The sequence below is a fragment of the Paracoccus liaowanqingii genome (assembly GCF_004683865.2).
Lineage (GTDB): Bacteria > Pseudomonadota > Alphaproteobacteria > Rhodobacterales > Rhodobacteraceae > Paracoccus > Paracoccus liaowanqingii.
Genome location: NZ_CP040759.1, coordinates 1 through 17,454 on the forward strand (window position 1 = coordinate 1; position 17,454 = coordinate 17,454).

Consider the following 17,454-nt stretch of genomic DNA (forward strand, 5'->3'; position numbering starts at 1 on the left):
AAACGGGTCGTTTCACGTCAAAGCCGTCATTTTAAGCCCTCTGCCCTCTGCCGCGACCCGATAACTACGGGTTGTCGGCTTTCATTTGACCCGTGCGGCTCAACCGTAGTTAAAGGTGAGACGCGCAGCTACGGTTTGGCATGGAAAACGACCCGAAAACTACGGTTTCGACGCTCGCCTTGCGGCCCTTTGGCGGCGAGATGCTTAAGCCTGCCGAATTGGTTGAGGTTGATGGCGCGGAAAAGCTAACGCTGAATGCCCGCCGCGCTTTCAATTTGTTACTGCACAATGCTCACGGGCCGGACATGGCCATTCCACACAAGCGGTTCACCATCCCGCTCACAGCCCTTAAGTTTTCCCACGCAGGCAACGAGCGCCTGGCGCAGGCGATAAAGTCTCTCATGCGGACAATCGTCACTATCCGCTCCCCTGACAGGGTTGAGCTGGTGCCCCTTCTCGGCCGCACCACCATCGCGGATCGCAAGAACGACCGCGGCTATCTAACCTACGAATTCGACCCCGTCCTAGTCGAGCTGCTGCGCGACAGTCAGATTTTCGCAAAGCTCCAGCTGGATGTGATCCATGCCGTTTCCAGCAAGTATGCTTTGGCCCTCTATGAGATCGTCGCTAAACGCGCGCGGTTGTCCTATGTCCGATCAGAAACTTTTGACATTGACCAGTTTCGCACGATGCTAGGTGTCGAAGCCGGGAAGCTCGGCACCTACTCCAACCTGTTAAAATTCGCGATCCGGCCAGCGTTCGAGGAAGTGAACCGTCTGGCGGAATTCCACGCTGCGTTCGAGCCGTTGAAGGTTGGGCGCAAAGTCGGCGCGATCAAGATCGCATGGGCTATCAAAAGCCCGGAAGCTCAGAAGCTAGCATATACTGAGCTTCACGGGGCCCCTGCCCTTCCACCAAAAAATGGAGAACCTCCAATTCTTGGCTTGCTAGAGTGACCGCTCAATGAATTTACAGAGTGGAAAATTTCTTACGCCAAAATGTGGAAAATTAGTCGCGCTGGCACTCGCACACGCCTTCAAATGGAAGTTCTACAGAGGTTTAAATTCGCCACACTTTGAATTTTCAAATTTGAAAATTCAAAGTGTGAGCACTTCCAAACTTTTCTGCGCTGCTAAGCAGAGAGTTTGCTTAGGACGTGGGCAACCCAAAAATTATCCATGCGCGGAATTTTCCGCGCTTAAAATTGAAACCGTAGAAAATGGGTCAATTCGAGAATGAAGACTGTCGTAATTGCATCTCAGAAAGGCGGGGCAGGCAAGACCACCACCGCGATCAACATGGCTGTGGCTGCGTCGCAGGAGGGCATGAAGGTGGCTATGGTCGACCTAGACCCGCAGCGCAGTCTTCGCAGTTGGTGGGAGGGCAGGGACGGCGAGTGGCCGGCGATGCCAGATACCGATCCCGCTCCGGACAAGGTGGAGGCTGCGCTGCCCGCCTTGGCAAAGCACTTCGACCTGCTGCTAATCGATACACCCCCCGCCGCGCCCGAGTGGCTTGAGAGTGTCATGGCCGCCGCTGACCTGGTTCTGATCCCCGTGAGGCCATCCCCCCACGATCTACGGGCTGTGGGGGCCACCCTAAAGGCCGCTAAAGCCGCAGGGTCGGACTTTGCGTTCATCCTCTCTCAGACGCCACGAGCCAAGGTCACAGACGAGGCAGGCCGCGTGCTGGCTCAGTATGGTAAAGTCGCGCCGGTCAACTCAGCCATGCGCGTGATCTATGCCGAGACCGCCGCCACGGGGCAGGGGGTTACTGAGGCAGGGGACGCCAAGGCGGCGCAGGAAGCGCGCGACCTCTGGGCTTATGTGCAGGGGCTGCTCAATGGCTAAAAAGGGTGGGTTCTCATTCGATGGCATGGTCGACCCGGGGGCAGAGGAGCCGGCGCCGATTGAGGGCGTGAAGCAACGCGGGGCAGGGGAGACACCTAAGCTTGCGCCTCAACCGGTCAAGAACGCCGCACCTGCGCGCCGGGGGCGGCCACCAAAGTCTCGCACGGCAACAGAGGCACGCCCGAGCTTTGGCCTCGATCCTGAGACGCATGCCCTGTTTAAGATCTGGCTGCTCCGGCGCGGGGTATCGATGCAAGACTATTTGGAGGGGCACATCCGCAACCTAGTGAAGGGAGACAAACTCTGAGTTGCAAACGCGAAGAATTTCCGAATTAAACGAGCGGTAAATTTATCGGCTTATGTTTTTGGTTCAGCGCCGATCCAAATATGATTTTTAGCGACCAACATGAGTGTGATTTGACATCTTTCTTGAGTTGAGTCCCGAAATTTTGCCCGGAGAAGACCATGGCGGACAACGTCACCAATGAGATGCTGCTTGAACAAATGCAGAGGATGCAGGCCAACATTTCCTCGATCAGGACGCGGCAGGATACCATTGGCGAAGACCTGCGCAGTGTGAAGGGCCACATGGGGCTGTTTCTGCAGACGGAAATTCGCAAGGACACCACTCTGGCCGATCTCGAGGCACGCATCGACCGGATCGAACGCAAGCTGGACCTGATGGATCTCTGAAATCATAGGGGGAGATTAGAAAAGCAGTTCTGCCCGAAAGGCCATGTTGTTCGTTCTGCGTCCGTCTGATTCCTTGGAAATTGCCGACAAGGCGCGCCGATCGGAAAGTTGCACCTTTCCAAACCGGCGCTGAACCGAAACCCGAGAACGCGGGTTCGCGGTCTGGTTGTGCATATATCATGCCGCCAGCCGGGTTCCAGCGTCTCCTTCACGGAGACTGACAATGATTGTCCAAAAAGCAGAAGCCGGCGCACTTGAAATCCACGCGCTCAAGCAAAGCCGCATCACCTTGAAGCTGATTGGCACTACAGGATTTTTCTTCAATGCCTACAGCGCCAAGGCCAAGCGATCGCTGCTGATCGGCGGTGGCAAGAAAACTACCGCTGAGAAAAAGGAGCTCAAGCATGACCCCGAAGAGGAATTCCGCAGCAGCGTGTATCGGCTGCCCGATGGTCCAACGCTGCTGGGATTTCCGTCCCCGGGGGTGAAGGGCGCCATGGCCACGGCGGCGCTTGAAACGCCAGGGGTAACCAAGAGCAGCGTCCAGCGGTTGATCTTCCTGCCAGAGGAAAAGATCAAGATCTGGGGCAAGCCTTACCTGCGCTGCGACGTGGTGCGATCGGCTGACATGAACCGGACGCCTGACATTCGCACGAGAGCGTTCCTGCCGCGCTGGTGCGCCGAGGTGGATATTGCTTATGTCATGCCCACCCTGAACCCTCATGCCATCGTGTCGCTGCTGTCCAACGCTGGCCTGATCGTCGGCATCGGCGACTTCCGGCAGGAAAAGGGGCGGGGCAGCTTCGGGACGTTCTCTGTTCACGGTGACAACATGAGAGAGGACGGTGTGCAGGATCTTTGGGACGACATCACCGCAGAAGGCCGGGCTGTTCAGGAAGCGGCGCTCACCGATCCGGAATATGCGGACGGGGAAACGGCCGAACTGATGGCGATGCTGGACGGCGAACGGGCGAAGCGGGCAGCCTGAAGTCCGCAATGGTCACGGTAAGGCGGTCATGGCTCGTTTGGGCGTGGCAAGGTTCGGCGTGGCAAAGCATGGTCCGGCGGTCACGGTGTCGAAGGTTTGGCGGTCCAGGCTAGGCGGGGCAAGGCACGGCATGACAGGGCGTGGCTAGGCCAGGCTGGCGGTTTTGGAAAAAGGAGAACGAACAATGGCTTTCACAAGTGCCGATCGACAGCGCATCATCGACGACTATCTGGCGCAGACCGGCAGGCCCATGTTCATCCCCGGCGAGTTCGTGGATTGGCTCGCCGGAGAACCAGAGCATGAGGCGTATGACTGGTTCTATGGCATGGACGACGTCACGGCGGCGCGGGAACACCGCATCGCCATGGCGCGCCGGATGGCCGGGGGGCTGCGGATCACCGTCAGTGTCCAGGAGGTGACAACGACGGTGGTGCATATCGCGCCACGGGAATATCCAGCCTTCATTTCGCCCATGTCCACGCGGCGATCGGGCGGGGGGTATACACCCTTCGATCCCCACAACCCGGCGGATATGGCGGAACTGCAGCGCGAGGGGGCCGTGGCGATGCAGTCCTGGCTGAACCGCTACGCCGGGGCGTTTGCCGACACCGACCTGTCAGTGATGCGGGAAATCGCGGCGCGGGCCAGTCCGCCGGCGCTGTCTGCCTAGTGCGGCCGGCCATAGGGCTCATGCCCCCATTGGGCGATCGCGTGGGCCCTGACCTACTCCAGGCCAGCGCCAGCGTCTCGGCATATCCCGTGCGCGACGGGATGGTGATCACCGACCAGCGCCAGACCTCGCGGCGGCTGCCACCCCGCGTCACATCTCAGAAGACGCGACCCACGACCAGACCATCCCGGAGAATGGTCTGGTCTTCATGCTCAGGTTCAAAGGTGCGTTTGCGAGATCATTCGGTCATGGGCGACAGGTAATCAGCGTGTAAGCGGCCAGTCAGCTGGTCGCGTGCCTTCCATATATGCCCGGATTAGCTGGACCATCCGCAGGACGGACTTTCACATGGTGCTGTCGATTACCGACAGCACCATGCGGCGGCCATTGCAGCAACAAACCCATGAGTGAGCTACTTGCCTGCCTTCAGACGCGCACTTTGTCCCGGATGCACTGCTTTTTCGTTGTCGCGCCACTGGAAGGTAACTTCCACCGGGATCCGGTGCTTGTTAGCTATCCTGCTTGTTTCCTTCCAAGCATCTGCCGCAGACTGACCTTGTATCGATATGTCTAGGCTCGGGTGGTACTTGTAGCCGTCCTTGTTGTAGACGCCTACCTTAGACGGTACCTGCAATTCTAAACAAAGGCTTTCGCTTGAGAGCCCTTTTCCCTTGGATTTCAGTACACTAATGACTGCCAAAAGCACATTCGCCCAGTTTTGTCTGGGGACTGCCTGACCCTTCACAGATGCAGCTAGCAACCTAGTGTAAGAAAGGCGGGTTTCTTCGAAAAGAAACTTAGGCTTTTCGCCCACTGAGCTTGCGGCCATGTCATCTCGCTCGAGGTCTAGAGCAGCCATTTTCTCGCGCACAAGTTTGTCGATGGCTTCAGAGGGTGTCTTGGCTTCAAGCCACGTTGCTACCGACTTGAGGTCAACAAAGGTAGCGTCGTTCAATCTGATTACGGGCATCATGGATGTCTTCCCTATGAGGTATTTCTCAACCATAGGGATACATTGATCAACCCTCAAGGGAATATGTTACATATTCTCTGTAGATTTTGGGTTGGGGGAGAGCATCTGTAGCGACATAGAAGAGCGCCTTTCTCTGGGCCGCTGAGGGGCAAATTACGGCTCGGCATAGGGAATGCCGCCTGCAGAGCTTTCCTGCCGCTCTACAGGGCTCTGTGAGCCTTTTAGCTGTCGGGCTGTCATGGGGACGCTGGCAGCAAAGGGGCCTTGGCAGGGTGATGTTGCCGACCTTTTCAGAGAAGCGCTGACATGCATGAAAAGCCCGATCTATCTGGGTGAAACAGACGTTCTGGAAGGGGTAATCAGGTGCGAGAGGCATTGTCCCTCCGCGGTTTCCCATACCCTATCAGAAGCATGACGCCTTGGAAGTGATCCGCACCGCAGGAGGTGCAAATCCATCCTTCATCGAGTTCGCCATTGCAGACCAGGCATGGGCCATCGTCAATGTCGAAGTCCAAGGGGAACGGCTCTGGCACCTTTGAGGGCTCAGCCATCGTCTATGTGACTCCTGGAATGTCGAGGAAGCAGGGCCTTTAGTAGGTCGGCTGTCTCCCGACCAGAGGCCATCATCATAAGGCAATGCGGCATCGGAGCGAAAATACCGGCTCCCTCCGTGCAACTTCTGCGGCAGTCCTCTAGAGCACTCTCTGAATCAATAGAGTAAGATAGTTTCATTTAAAATGTTTATACAGTTAGAATGTTGCTGGCATCCTGCACAAAAAGATATATTTCTTAGTTTTGGCGGCCCCGCGCCCATGCAGGAGGGATCATGTCACTTGCAAAGCTTATCTATACCTCCAACCATGGAGGCCTAGACGACGGGGCTCTTGATGACATCCTTCAGCGATCCCGCGCCAATAATGAACATGACGGCATCAGCGGCGTGCTGATTGCGAGTGACGAAGACTTCATGCAGTTCCTCGAGGGAGAGCGGTCCGTCATTGAGGAATGCTTCATGCGCATCATGAAGGATGATCGACATCAATGCATTCGGGTCTGGGTTGCTGGTGAAACCCCAGCTCGCTCGTTTAGCAAGTGGAGCATGCACTGCATCCCTGTGTCGCAGGTAGAACAGGACATTGTCTCGCGCTACTTCATCAACGGCGTTTTTGACCCCACTCAAATGACGCAGGTTGCGATTGAGGAGTTGTGCGCGGCTCTGTCAGCACGTCTCTAGCCAAGGCTCGTTCACAGGTATCCAGTCGCCCGAAATTTGCCGCAACTTTGGAACCTCGACCATGGACCGATCTGCTTGATGGCCACCCCGGTTACACCGCCAGTGCGGCAACAATGTCGAGCACATTCTCAGACAGGACCCGTGCAGGTAGCATAAATCAAATCACCCGGGGGTTGCAAACAGCATGCTTCCGGTGGATCGTCGGCTGATGTCGAAGATCCTTGTCCCCACCTCCGGCGTTTCCGACTGGCAACGTCTGCTCGCTGATCCCGAAAGACACTGGCGTGCTGGGTTTTCTGCCATGGCAACTGCCCGTTCTTGGGAGGCAGCAAAGGGCTTACCACCCGAGATTACCCAGATCCTCGGATTGGACGCTGAACTCCTGTTTGCCATCCCTGAGCACAAGGTGCCGCTGCCCGGTGGAGGACGTGAAAGCCAGTGTGACGTCTTTGCTCTCGTGCGAACGATGGATCGGACTGTTGCCCTGGCAGTGGAGGCAAAGGTCAATGAACCCTTCGACAGGACGATCGGGGACTGGCTTGCCAATGGTTCAGTGGGCAAACACCGGCGTCTCGCCGCAATTTGCAACCTCCTGGGCTGCCCAGAGCCGCCTTCGGATCTGCGCTACCAACTTTTCCATCGAACCGCAGCTGCGATCATCGAAGCCCATCGAATGAACACCGGCGCTGCTGCCATGATCGTCCAGTCGTTCTCCCAGGAACACAGGTGGTTCGAGGATTTCGCAGCCTTCTGCGCCTTCCTTGGCCTCCGCTCTGAACGTTCGGTGCCTTTGGTGCGCCAATTGCCGGATGGACGAGACCTGATCCTCGGTTGGGCCACCGGAGATCCACAACACCTTGCCGGTTGAGTACAACTAGGCAAACTTCTCTACTGCACAGGAGGGTCTGGACTGCCTGACCTGTGGGATCTGGCGCTTTGATGGCCCGCCAACTCAGGCGACTACCTCCGCTTGCGCTGCAGCATGGCTGGGTCGTTATATGGAAAGTCCCGATGATTGGGGTTGGGATTCAAAAGACCCGTAGAGGGGAATACTAATATCATTGCGACTGAGCCATTCAATCGCCAGCCATCCTTTATCGGTAAGGTTCAAGGTGTAGCCGTAAATCGCATGATTATCCTCAACTGCCAGCCCTTGGGCGATCATGGAACCTTTGCTTTCCTGGTCGACCCCCGCTGCCTTTGCAAGCGGCTGGAGATCTATTGTTGCCTGCAACCAGACGCGCAAGGTGTCTTGATCTGCGCCTGAGAGGCCCTGCCAATCAGATTGCTCAAACCCATCTGAACTACTCATCCCCGCCCCCCCAAAAAAGCACATGACTGTTCACTCTCAAGAGAGAATAATTTTCAGCCATTCCGCATTCGAAATTGGTCACAGTTACACCTCATCAAGCCGGTAAGGCCATCAGTTACTAGCAACCTTAGGTTGTCAACACTGATGAGCGAACCCTTCCGCGCACTTGACCAACAAAGGTAACCTTCACTATTCGTTCTTTTATGTCCCGACGCAGCCCGCCACAGCCAAAGATTGATGATCAAGCCTTCCCAGTACGGATCTTCATTGCGGTGCCCGAGGAAGGGCTTCGAGAAGGCCTCCACGCCGCTCATCAATGGCTGAATGAGCATGTCGGTACAGGCGAGTTTGCGCTTCATGGCGGGGGCCGGGTGGCCGAAGCTGAGGGGATGGTGGATCGGGTTGCCCTCTATCTCCGCGAGCCTGGCAAAGCATCCGCCTTCCTTGCAGCCTTTCCAGACCTGAGGCTCGCAGACAGTGCGTGTTCCACGGTACGTAGGCAGCCACCTATAGCAATCCAAACCGCCGAACTAAGCTAAGACCTTCCTTGCCGCTATACGCGGCTCTCTAAGCCTGTACGAGGCGCCTGCCCCTCCTGGTCGGATCGGCTTCTGGGGCAAAGAAAAGTGGCGTTGGCGACGGGTCAGAACATAGGGCGGAAAACGGAATGCAATTCCGGTTTACATTGCCCATATCTTGCAACTGAAACACCCTTCCCAAGATCAGGGTGCTGGCGTTTCGCTAGGCAACGCCTAGGCGCGGGCCCGGGGGCTATGCTCAAGGCGCTTGCAGAGGGAAGGGCAGCGGGGTTGAGATAGGGCCAAGATGCGCCCTGCGGCTGATCTGCCCGTGAAGCATCTGGGATTGGACGGTGAGTGCCCGGCTGACATGGCCAACAACCCCGTTACGGCGCGGCCCTTTGTCACTCGAAGGGCGCGGCGCAGACTGTCACGGCGAAATCCGGGGGAAGTCATCGCACCAGCAAGTGCGCCGCCCGCGTCAGGGCAAGGGGGCCTCGGTATCACAATGATGCCGGGGCCTTCTAGGAATAGACCCGCATCCGGCAGCCTCCAATCCAGTAACTTGCAAGGATACCCTTGTCCGTCAGCTTAAAGTGTCGGCCATGCAAACCCGGCTCATCTTCAACCGCTAGTCCTTTCTCAATCAGCATATCGACGCTTCGCTGGCCAACTCCTGCAGCACTAGTGAGCGGTTCAGAACTTATGTTGCCGAAACCATAACGATTTAGCGTCGTGAGTACCTTTTTTTCGGAAGCACTAAGTCGTGCCCAATCAACTTCGTTAAAGGTTGCAGCTTGGCTCATGGTGAGTGCCCTTCCATCTTTAAGCCTTACGTTTGCATTTCTTGCTAACGATACACCTCAACCCAACAGCTTATATGCCGCTCGCACGGTTCAGACGCACCGAAACCTCGGAGCGCCCCGAACTTGCATGCGCGCGCAACTTTTACGCACGAGTGCAGATGGCGAGTGCAGATGGCAGACGGCGGGAAATGTGGGGTGTTAACGTCGCCAGTTTTTTCAAGTGCAGTACGTCTACACGGGAACTGCGCGACAGTCACTCGCCGTTAAGGTGTGTTCCCAATTCAAGAGTTGCCTTTTGCTGACAACCCCGCCGCGATCACTCGCACCGGGGTTGTCGCTTCATCAAACCCCTTGGGCACCCAAAAAAGCTGCCTTATTTGCTTCGCCTTTTAGTCATGTGGCGTCGGATCGTTGACGGGCGCATGCCTTCACAATTGATCTTTTATTCAGGTGCAGTGAACGACATGGACAAGCGCGCAATGCTGATAGCTGAACTGGACGAGAAGAGCTGTGTAGCGTGGCTCTGGCGGGCCGATCCGGGAAAGCAGCCCAAGCCCGTCAAGAACGCGGCAGCCTGCCTTCGGGAGATCGACAACGTGATCCTCTTCGGGGCGGCCAAACCTGAGATCGAGGCATGGCTTCAGGAACAAAGCGACCAGCAAGCTACATTTCCACGGGAACTTTGAGCTGGTTCCTGCTTTGATGGGATGGTCATGTGACATTTAGCTGCCACGTCCTGACAACCCCGGCGCGAGAAATCGCACCGGGTTTTTTCGTGTCATACTCAGGAACATGATGGCGATGGCCCAGTTGCGCGGTGATGATGGACATACCGCCGCGCCTGATCGAGTTGACCCGCAAGCTGGAGGAAGCTCTGCGCCGCGCCCGCGAGGCTCAGAACAACCGGCCAACCTGACAACTTTACCACCTGACAATCTTAGCGCGGAACTCGTGCACATGAGGGCAGATGGCGGGAAATGCAGAAAGTTGATGTCGCCTGCTTTATACGGGAACTTTATTCCGTTCACTCGCGTCTTTGGTGTGTTCATGTGGTTCTTAGTTACTTGGTACTGACAACCCCGGCGCGAGAGATCGCTCCGGGGTTTTCCGTGTCATAACGCCAGCTGCAGGCCGCAGAGCAGACCAGGGGTTGCTTTAGGGCTCATGATCGCCGTGGCAGTCCTGCCAGGTTCCGGAAATCGCCGCCTCGATGGCCATCCCCAAGCGTTGCAGCGGGTGGTCGTTTTATGCCCCGTCTGGCAACGTCTGATCGATCAGTCTCCTGATGACCTCAGGCCGAGATGGCAGATCCGCCGCACTGCGTCGGTATGCGTCCAAACGGTCGGCCAACGCGGCAGGCATGCGAACCAGAACCTGAACCTCTTTTGCATCACCCATCTGATACCTTGATATCTTTTATCAACTGGAAACACCCGTGCTTGATACCGTGATATCGGCCATCATCCAGCCTCCACAACCTGTCCAAAGGGAGACCAGACGATGCGGCACAACCCCGGCGCCTTTGCCCCTGCTTCTGTTCAGGACACAGAACCTTTTCTCGATCTGCTGGTCCAGATGAACCCGGACACTCTGCGAAAGCTGGCCGCGATGTGCGAGGCACGGCAGGGGGGCCTGGAGGTGATGGCGGAGCCGCTGCGCGCCTATGCAGATCAACAGGCGCGTTCAACTGCTGGTTCGGCCGCATAAAACCTGGGATCGACCGAGCTGCCTGACCGCAGCCCCGACCAGGCGAAACAAATCACGGCTCAGTGAATTTCCCGCGGCCGGAGCTAACTGAACAGCAAGGTCAGCTCCAACTTGCGTGGCTGCCGAGTACTCAATTTTCGTTGTTCCGGCGTGCCAGCAGCTTTGTAGACGCCCTGAACGTCGGGACCTGCTTTGTTTCGGACCTGTCCGGTGTCGCCATTTCTAGGGCTGACGAGAGAGCAGGCGCAGGAATTGACCCGACATCGGCTCCCAAAACTTCTACCCTTGGCCACGCCCATGCTGAGATTGTCCCTGAACGCATCGTTGCCGGTGCCGGTGGGCGTTCCGATCGCAACCCACACCCCCATTGTCATGCTCCTGGAAACCTGCAGGTAAAAGTCGGGCGGCCAGTTGGCGCAGCGGGGACTGCAGGATGACGACCGCACTTTGGAAAGGAACGGTCGCTTGTCTCCCAGCCAAGCCGCCCGTCATCCGGTCCTCGGCAATGCGGTCTTGCGTAAAGATGGAAGAACCGGAATGATCCACACAGCCTAGGGTTGATTTGAAGGTGACGCATGAAGCCTGGAATCATTGTTCTGATGGCACTTCTCGGCTCTCCTGTTTGGGCGCAACAGGAGCTAAAATCGATCAATAACACCGTGGCCGACATAGGGGATGATCTCAATGCCACGGCTTATATGTCTTCCAGGTGCGCCGGGCTATTTGACGGCGTTATCGCTTACGGTGGTCAGAACATGGCGGAAAATGTTGTCGAGCAGTATCGTCAAGATTCGGTCGACCTGACGATAGGGACAATACTCATCAGGATGCGGCAGGCTGAGGGTTGGGGGCTTCCGGCAAAGGACTTGAACGGGGAGATGGAGAACTCACTTGGCGAAACCGTTCGCTTTTCAGACATGTATGAAGCCCGCTTCAGCACCAACTATCAGCTTACCGGGACGATGATGGAGCGTGACCAGGTAGCAATTGATGATCTCGACCTTTGCGATGAGATCGCCCCGCGGATGAGGTCTCTCGTCATTAATATGCTTGGTGAAGCTGCCAACTAAGCGAGACTAGAGAGTTCGCCGGGGGTAATGCTTCCGGCGCCCAATGTGAACTACGCCTGTTTCACTTTCATTCACTGTAGCGCAAGCAAAATTCAGGCAGCTAAATCGGATCGTTCTAGTCGAAGATAGAAACGGTCGATTTAGTCGTGGACAGAAACGCCCGAGTTCTGTCCGTCAATGCCTACGCGACGAGCCCATCGCCGACAATCGGGCAGGCTGCAGCGAATGCGTCTGCAGCAAGAGCGGTCTGTCCAAAGCGGCCAGTCGGGAGCGAAGCATTGCCGCAATGTGGCTTCCCAAGAGCGGCCACTCATACTTGCCGCAGCGATCTCGAACTGTTGCGTGTGTGCCGCTCGGGGTGATTGTTTGGGCCGTCTTCGACCCTAAGGCCCATAGGGCTTCTTCCTGGTAGCGTGGCAGGAACGTCAGTGTGCGCTATCCCCTGAGCGCCGCGTCTGTCAGCACCCCTGCGGAGCGTCTGTACTCGTCAGCGCGTTCCTCGAACGTTGCCGCTGCGGCGGTCCTTCCTGCTTGCAGCGCGTCGATCGCCATTTTTTCCATGAGGTCAGCCCGCTCCCCGATGACCCGAAGGGCGATGCGAATAGCCTCGTCAACAGAGCCCTCCTGTTCGTGGGCCAGAGCTTCGGCAGTGTAGCCGTGCCCCACCTGACAGCGGAAGCGGAGCGGGGAGCGTCTGATCTGAGACAACGTTCCTCCGCATCCGGGGCAGTTCAACGGAACGGGATCTGCGATTTTCGCCATGGTGGAGCTGTCAGAGGGTCGTCCCATGGCAATTGCCACTTCAAGAGCGACGCTTGGGGGGGGAACCGGGGCAGGGCCCGGCTCTTCGTTGACCAGACGGCTCAGTACGTCGGCCAGTTCAGCGGCAGAGGCGCGATAATCGATGTCGCTCGCAAGCAGTGCAGTTCTCGGCATCTCGCTTTCCACGGCATCAAGCGGACTTTGAACAACTGTTACGCCGCCACAGCGTTTAAGGTCTGCCAAGCCGGACGCTCCGTCATTCAGCATGCCGGAGAGCAGGACACCAATGGCCCGAGGCCCAAAGCTTATTCCTGCCGAACGAAACAACGGGTCGATCGCCGGCCGGGCCATGTTTTCGCGAGGTCCGCGACCTAGGCGGAGAATGCGCCCATCGATCACCAGATGATGGTCCGATGGTGCTACATAGATCCGACCTGGCTGAAGAGGCTCGCCATCGACGGCGGTACTTGCAGGGTGCGGTCCGCCACTATCCAGAATACTGGCCAGGAGATTTTGATGCCCGGCGCCGACATGAACCGCGATCAGGACAGGGGCACGCAAGTCGGCAGGCAACGCGCGGCAGATTTGCCGGATCACCTCGACCGACCCTGCCGAACCGCCTATGACGATGATTTCGCGCCCGGTCATCTAACTTCCTCCGCTTAACATACACCCAGGGGCGCGGGTCTGATCAACCAGACGCACCGCCCAATAATTCCAGAACCTGCTCCTCCAACTCCTTCGAGGTGTAAGGCTTGTTTAGGCGCGGCCGATCACGATGCCGTTCTTCAAGCGCCCAATCGCTATAGCCACTGCAAAAGACGAACGGTATTCCGCGCTCGGCTAGGACATCTGCAACGGCATAGGAATTTCCCTCCCGAATGTTCACGTCCAGGATCGCTGCGTCGATGGATGCCTCCGCGGCGAGCCGCAATGCCGCGTCCAAGTGCGCGACAGGCCCGACCACCTCGGCACCGAGGTCCGTGAGCGTGTCTTCGATCACCAGGACGATCAGCAACTCGTCTTCCACGACGAGCACGCGGCGGTCTTTCGCGCTTTGACGATCAACCATTTACTTACCTCTCCGATCTGGCGAACGGAGCTCTCCGACACCCGGGGTGAGGGGAAGCTCGATGATGCACACCACACCGCTGGCCGGGAAGGCGCGGTCGACTTTGGCATTGAATTCGTAGCTGAGCGAACGTTCTATGACTGTCGTGCCAAATCCCCTTTTTACGGGAGGAGATGAAAGAGTAGGCCCGCCAGTTTCTATCCAGCTCAACTGCAATCGACGATCGGGGTCATCCGTCACCTCCCAAGAGACGGTGAGTGCCCCTCTGGTGTCGGACAGGGACCCATACTTTACCGCGTTGCTGGCCAGTTCATGAATGGCCATCGCCACCGACAAGCCAGCCTTTGGGGTCAGTACGATGTCGGGGCCTTCGACCCGAAGGTCCCGATCTTCATAAGGCCTCAGTTCGGTTTCGATGAGGTCGCGTAGAGTTCCTGTGCCGCCTCCGCCGCCATTTGTAAGGAGGCTGTGAGCACGGGTGATCGCAGTGATGCGGGCGCCAATCGTCTCAGCAAACATCTCCGGAGAAGGATTAGCCTTGAGAGCCTGGGCGACAATCGATGACACGATCGCCAGGATGTTCTTCACCCGGTGATCCAACTCCCCCAGTAGCAATGTTGCCTGCTCTTCTGCCCGCTTGCGCTCCCCGATCTCCAAGGTCACCGAGATCACACTGTTGGTGTGCGCGTCACCTTCATCGAGGACGGAAATGCTGTCATGTACCCATGCAGTTGTTCCGTCAGCTCGCTTGAGGCGATATTCTGCCTCGAACGGCTGCCCATCCTTAATCGCTTGGCGGAAGCGTTCGCCGATCTCCTGGGCGTCATCGGGTTCGATAAGTTCATGCCGGCGTAGTCGTCGCAGATCCTCCGCGGACCGTCCGGTCATTGTCTCGAAGGCCGTATTTGACAGCAGGAAACGGCCAGTGAGGTCGGTTTCGGCAACACCCACAGCTGCCTGACCGACGATTGCTGCGAAGCGGCGCTCGCTCACACCACGGGCCCGCTCAGCTTTCTTGCGTCCGGTCACGTCGACGAAGGTAATCACAACCCCATCGATGACCTGTTCGATACTCCGATACGGCCGGATGCGCATGACAAACGACGCGCCGCGGTCCTGCAGTTCGAGTTCGCGCTCGATGACGGTCAACTCACGCAGCACCTTGGCTGCGTCACGCCGCAGGTCGTCATAGGCCAGCAGACTGACAATGTCCGTCAGAGGTCGACCTCGGTCGCTCTCCCGCAGGCTGAAGATATCAGCCATACCCGGTGTGAAGTTCTTGATGCGCAGGTTTCCATCCAGGAAGATCGTCGCAATCTGGGTACTGTCCAGAAGGTTCTGCAGATCGCTGTTCAGGTTGGACAGGAGGTCGTTCTTCGCCATCATTTCGGCGTTGACCGTCTGCAGCTCCTCGTTGATCGACTGCATCTCCTCTTTTGATGTCTGCAACTCCTCGTTGGCCGACTGTAGTTCCTCGTTGACCGATTGATACTCCTCAGCCGAAGATTTCATCTCCTCGTTTGCTGTTTCAAGATCGACGATCGTCGCCTGCAACTGCTCTCGGACTGTGCGGAGCTCTTGCTGGGCGGCCAGGGCTTCCGTACTCTGCAGGCTCCCGTCCGCGGCCGGTGATGCCTCCGTTGCCGCCGCATGAACGTCCTGAAAGGCAATAGCGTAAAGCCCTTCGCTACCCGTGCCCTGGACCGGTTCGACGATGACACGCAGCAAGCGTTGCGTCCCGTCAACGGAGATGGGGACATCGTCGGCGATGACTCCTTCTCCCGTCTTCATCACGGACTGCAGCGCCATGCGAACAGTCACTCGCAGGTTTTTACGCAGATTGGACAGAAGGCTCAGACTTGCCGGACCGGCTGAGGGCTCCAAATACCGGGCAACTTCCCCCCTGAATAGCGCAGGATATTGCTATGACGATCAACAACGAGAAATGCCGGCGAGTGCTTGGCCAGGGCAAGGCGCACTGCGCGATCGACACGGTCGCCAGACCCACCACCCACGTCGCTGGCGGGGCGGTTCGGGGCCTGGACCTGCGGGGGCATCGGCAGGGTCGGAAACGCCGCATCCCCGTCCTGGCGCTGAAAAATATGGGCGGCCTTGTCTTGGACCGAGAAAAGCTTGGCGTGCCCGCTTACGCCTTCCGATTGTCCAAGAAAAAGGAGGCCATCAGGTTTCAGGGCATAGTGAAAGGTGCGCAGCACGCGGTCCTGCAGCTCGCCGTCCAGATAGATCATGAGATTGCGACAAGAGAGCAGGTCCAGCTTTGAAAACGGCGGATCCTTCGTCACGTTATGGACGGAGAACACGCACATCTCCCGGATCTGCCGGGACGGGTAGTATGCGCCGTTATCCTCGAAGAACCATCGCTCAAGGCGCTCTGGGGAGATGCCCACGGTGCGCTGGTAGCGCCCGGCTCGGGCAAACTCGATTGCACGATCGTCGATGTCAGTGCCGAAGATCTGGACGTCCAGACCCGTGCCACGGGCGTCGATCAGTTCTCGAATGGTGACCGCGAGGCTGTAAACCTCCTCGCCCGTCGAACAGGCCGGTACCCAGACCCTCAGGGATCGAGTGCCTTCACTGCGTGAGAGAAGTGCGTCGATTGCCGCCGACAACCCTTGAAAGGCCTTCGGGTCCCGGAAGAACTCGGTCACTCCGATGAGCAGGTCCCTGAAAAGCAACTCGGGCTCGGCGGGGTCTTCTCGGAGGTGCTTGATATAGGCAGGGACAGTGTCGGCCTGCAGGACCTGCATGCGACGTTGGATACGGCGTGTAACCGTCTTGATCTTGTATTTGCTGAAATCGTGCCCCGTCTTTGCGCGAAGGACCGCGAGGACGGTCGCCAGGTGCTCCGCCGCGTCGATCCGCGTGCCGTCGCCGTCTTTGCGGTCGGCAACCAATGCCAGGTGATCGCGGTAATCGATCAAGCTGGCAGGCATTTCCTCGACTTGCAGAATATAGTCGACGTGACCGGTCGCCGCCGCGCTTTGCGGCATGCCGGGCATGGCGTGATGGTCGAATTCGGCCTGCGCGATCGTCAGCCCGCCGCTTTCCTTCACAGCGGTGAGCCCAACGGACCCGTCACTCCCAACACCTGACAGGACGATCGACACGGCGTTGTCGCCCTGATCCCGAGCCAGAGAGATGAAGAAGGAGTCGATTGGTCGACGGTCGGCCCGCGCGGGCGCAGGTCTGACGACAAGAAGCCGGCCATCTTCAATCGTCAGGGTCGCGTCCGGAGGGATGACATGGACCCGGTTCGGCTCGACGCGCATACCGTCCTGAGCTTCCACCACAGGTATTGGCGATGCCCTGTCCAGGATTTCCGTGAGCATACTTTTGTGATCAGGAGACAGGTGCTGGACCAGCACGAACGCCATCCCACTGTCAGGGGGCAGATGCGCGAAGAACGCAGTGAAGGCTTCGAGGCCGCCTGCGGACGCGCCGATACCGACAATCAGCCCAGGGGGTGTAGCCCTTTCCGCTTTATCCCTCATGGCCGCGTTAACCCTTTGCCTAAACTACGTATCCCTAACCTGCCTAAGGTAGGACTGTTCCAACCATATCGAGCTAATAGCACCAACCGGCTCCGTTGATCAGCATGTAGGTGTGCATCTGCGTATTATTCGCGGCGCAAAAAACATCAGCATCCGAACCTTCACTTGGTTTGGAATTAGAAGAGTTCACTCCGGTCAACGACTGCTTCGGCCAAATGCTGCGATTGCCATGTCGCACCGTCGTCCGGCAGCTTTGCCACCCAATTTGTGCCACTGGCACCAACCCT

17 protein-coding genes are annotated in these 17,454 nt (G+C 57.7%); 10 read left to right on the forward strand and 7 right to left on the reverse strand.

Annotated elements, in window-relative coordinates:
- The first annotated feature begins 140 nt into the window (after nucleotides 1-140).
- The 5 genes from E4191_RS16465 to E4191_RS16485 all read left to right on the forward strand — a co-directional run bounded on the left by E4191_RS16465 (nucleotide 141) and on the right by E4191_RS16485 (nucleotide 4,201).
- Nucleotides 141-956 carry a replication initiation protein gene (locus E4191_RS16465; protein WP_139615584.1) on the forward strand — a complete coding sequence of 272 codons (816 nt, stop codon included), beginning with the start codon at nucleotides 141-143 and terminating at the stop codon, nucleotides 954-956.
- A 279-nt stretch (nucleotides 957-1,235) separates the two neighbouring features.
- Nucleotides 1,236-1,850, forward strand: a complete 615-nt coding sequence (locus E4191_RS16470) for a ParA family protein (protein WP_139615585.1) — start codon at nucleotides 1,236-1,238, stop codon at nucleotides 1,848-1,850.
- A gap of 465 nt (nucleotides 1,851-2,315) precedes the next feature.
- Nucleotides 2,316-2,543 (forward strand): hypothetical protein, encoded by a 228-nt coding sequence (locus E4191_RS16475; RefSeq protein WP_139615586.1) that lies wholly within the window; start codon nucleotides 2,316-2,318, stop codon nucleotides 2,541-2,543.
- A 223-nt stretch (nucleotides 2,544-2,766) separates the two neighbouring features.
- Nucleotides 2,767-3,531, forward strand: a complete 765-nt coding sequence (locus E4191_RS16480) for a hypothetical protein (RefSeq protein ID WP_139615587.1) — start codon at nucleotides 2,767-2,769, stop codon at nucleotides 3,529-3,531.
- 184 nt (nucleotides 3,532-3,715) lie between these two features.
- Nucleotides 3,716-4,201: a hypothetical protein gene (locus E4191_RS16485; RefSeq protein WP_139615588.1), complete on the forward strand. Its 486-nt coding sequence runs from the start codon at nucleotides 3,716-3,718 to the stop codon at nucleotides 4,199-4,201.
- A gap of 412 nt (nucleotides 4,202-4,613) precedes the next feature.
- Here the strand turns inward: E4191_RS16485 and E4191_RS16490 are convergent, their stop codons facing one another.
- Nucleotides 4,614-5,174 (reverse strand): T4SS efffector SepA family protein, encoded by a 561-nt coding sequence (locus E4191_RS16490; protein WP_139615589.1) that lies wholly within the window; start codon nucleotides 5,172-5,174, stop codon nucleotides 4,614-4,616.
- A gap of 826 nt (nucleotides 5,175-6,000) precedes the next feature.
- On the opposite strand from E4191_RS16490, the gene E4191_RS16495 reads away from it, so the two are divergent.
- Nucleotides 6,001-6,408 carry a BLUF domain-containing protein gene (locus tag E4191_RS16495; RefSeq protein WP_135819359.1) on the forward strand — a complete coding sequence of 136 codons (408 nt, stop codon included), beginning with the start codon at nucleotides 6,001-6,003 and terminating at the stop codon, nucleotides 6,406-6,408.
- Nucleotides 6,409-6,616: 208 nt separating this feature from the next.
- Nucleotides 6,617-7,276, forward strand: a complete 660-nt coding sequence (locus tag E4191_RS16500; RefSeq protein WP_228461800.1) for a DUF6946 family protein — start codon at nucleotides 6,617-6,619, stop codon at nucleotides 7,274-7,276.
- Nucleotides 7,277-7,402: 126 nt separating this feature from the next.
- On the opposite strand, the gene E4191_RS16505 is transcribed toward E4191_RS16500, so the two are convergent.
- Nucleotides 7,403-7,720 (reverse strand): hypothetical protein, encoded by a 318-nt coding sequence (locus E4191_RS16505; RefSeq protein ID WP_139615591.1) that lies wholly within the window; start codon nucleotides 7,718-7,720, stop codon nucleotides 7,403-7,405.
- Between the two features lie 1,042 nt (nucleotides 7,721-8,762).
- Nucleotides 8,763-9,044 (reverse strand): hypothetical protein, encoded by a 282-nt coding sequence (locus E4191_RS16510; RefSeq protein WP_139615592.1) that lies wholly within the window; start codon nucleotides 9,042-9,044, stop codon nucleotides 8,763-8,765.
- A gap of 464 nt (nucleotides 9,045-9,508) precedes the next feature.
- Between E4191_RS16510 and E4191_RS16515 the strand changes: the two genes are divergently transcribed.
- The 3 genes from E4191_RS16515 (at nucleotide 9,509) to E4191_RS16525 (ending at nucleotide 11,821) form a co-directional block, all read left to right on the forward strand.
- Nucleotides 9,509-9,730: a hypothetical protein gene (locus E4191_RS16515; RefSeq protein ID WP_139615593.1), complete on the forward strand. Its 222-nt coding sequence runs from the start codon at nucleotides 9,509-9,511 to the stop codon at nucleotides 9,728-9,730.
- An 814-nt stretch (nucleotides 9,731-10,544) separates the two neighbouring features.
- On the forward strand, nucleotides 10,545-10,751 hold the full coding sequence (locus E4191_RS16520; RefSeq protein WP_139615594.1) for a hypothetical protein: 207 nt from the start codon (nucleotides 10,545-10,547) through the stop codon (nucleotides 10,749-10,751).
- Nucleotides 10,752-11,326: 575 nt separating this feature from the next.
- The gene (locus tag E4191_RS16525; protein ID WP_139615595.1) at nucleotides 11,327-11,821 is read left to right on the forward strand and encodes a hypothetical protein; all 495 of its coding nucleotides are present in this window, start codon (nucleotides 11,327-11,329) and stop codon (nucleotides 11,819-11,821) included.
- Nucleotides 11,822-12,256: 435 nt separating this feature from the next.
- On the opposite strand, the gene E4191_RS16530 is transcribed toward E4191_RS16525, so the two are convergent.
- From E4191_RS16530 to E4191_RS16545, 4 genes are read right to left on the reverse strand one after another with little or no spacing between them, the layout of a single operon-like run.
- Nucleotides 12,257-13,231: a chemotaxis protein CheB gene (locus E4191_RS16530; RefSeq protein WP_139615596.1), complete on the reverse strand. Its 975-nt coding sequence runs from the start codon at nucleotides 13,229-13,231 to the stop codon at nucleotides 12,257-12,259.
- 43 nt (nucleotides 13,232-13,274) lie between these two features.
- A complete protein-coding gene (locus E4191_RS16535; RefSeq protein ID WP_135818698.1) occupies nucleotides 13,275-13,655 on the reverse strand; it encodes a response regulator in 381 nt (126 codons plus the stop codon).
- Nucleotides 13,656-15,464, reverse strand: coding sequence for a PAS domain S-box protein (locus E4191_RS16540; RefSeq protein ID WP_139615597.1), 1,809 nt, complete (start codon nucleotides 15,462-15,464; stop codon nucleotides 13,656-13,658).
- 44 nt (nucleotides 15,465-15,508) lie between these two features.
- The gene (locus E4191_RS16545) at nucleotides 15,509-17,167 is read right to left on the reverse strand and encodes a chemotaxis protein CheB (RefSeq protein WP_139615598.1); all 1,659 of its coding nucleotides are present in this window, start codon (nucleotides 17,165-17,167) and stop codon (nucleotides 15,509-15,511) included.
- Nucleotides 17,168-17,454: the final 287 nt, after the last annotated feature.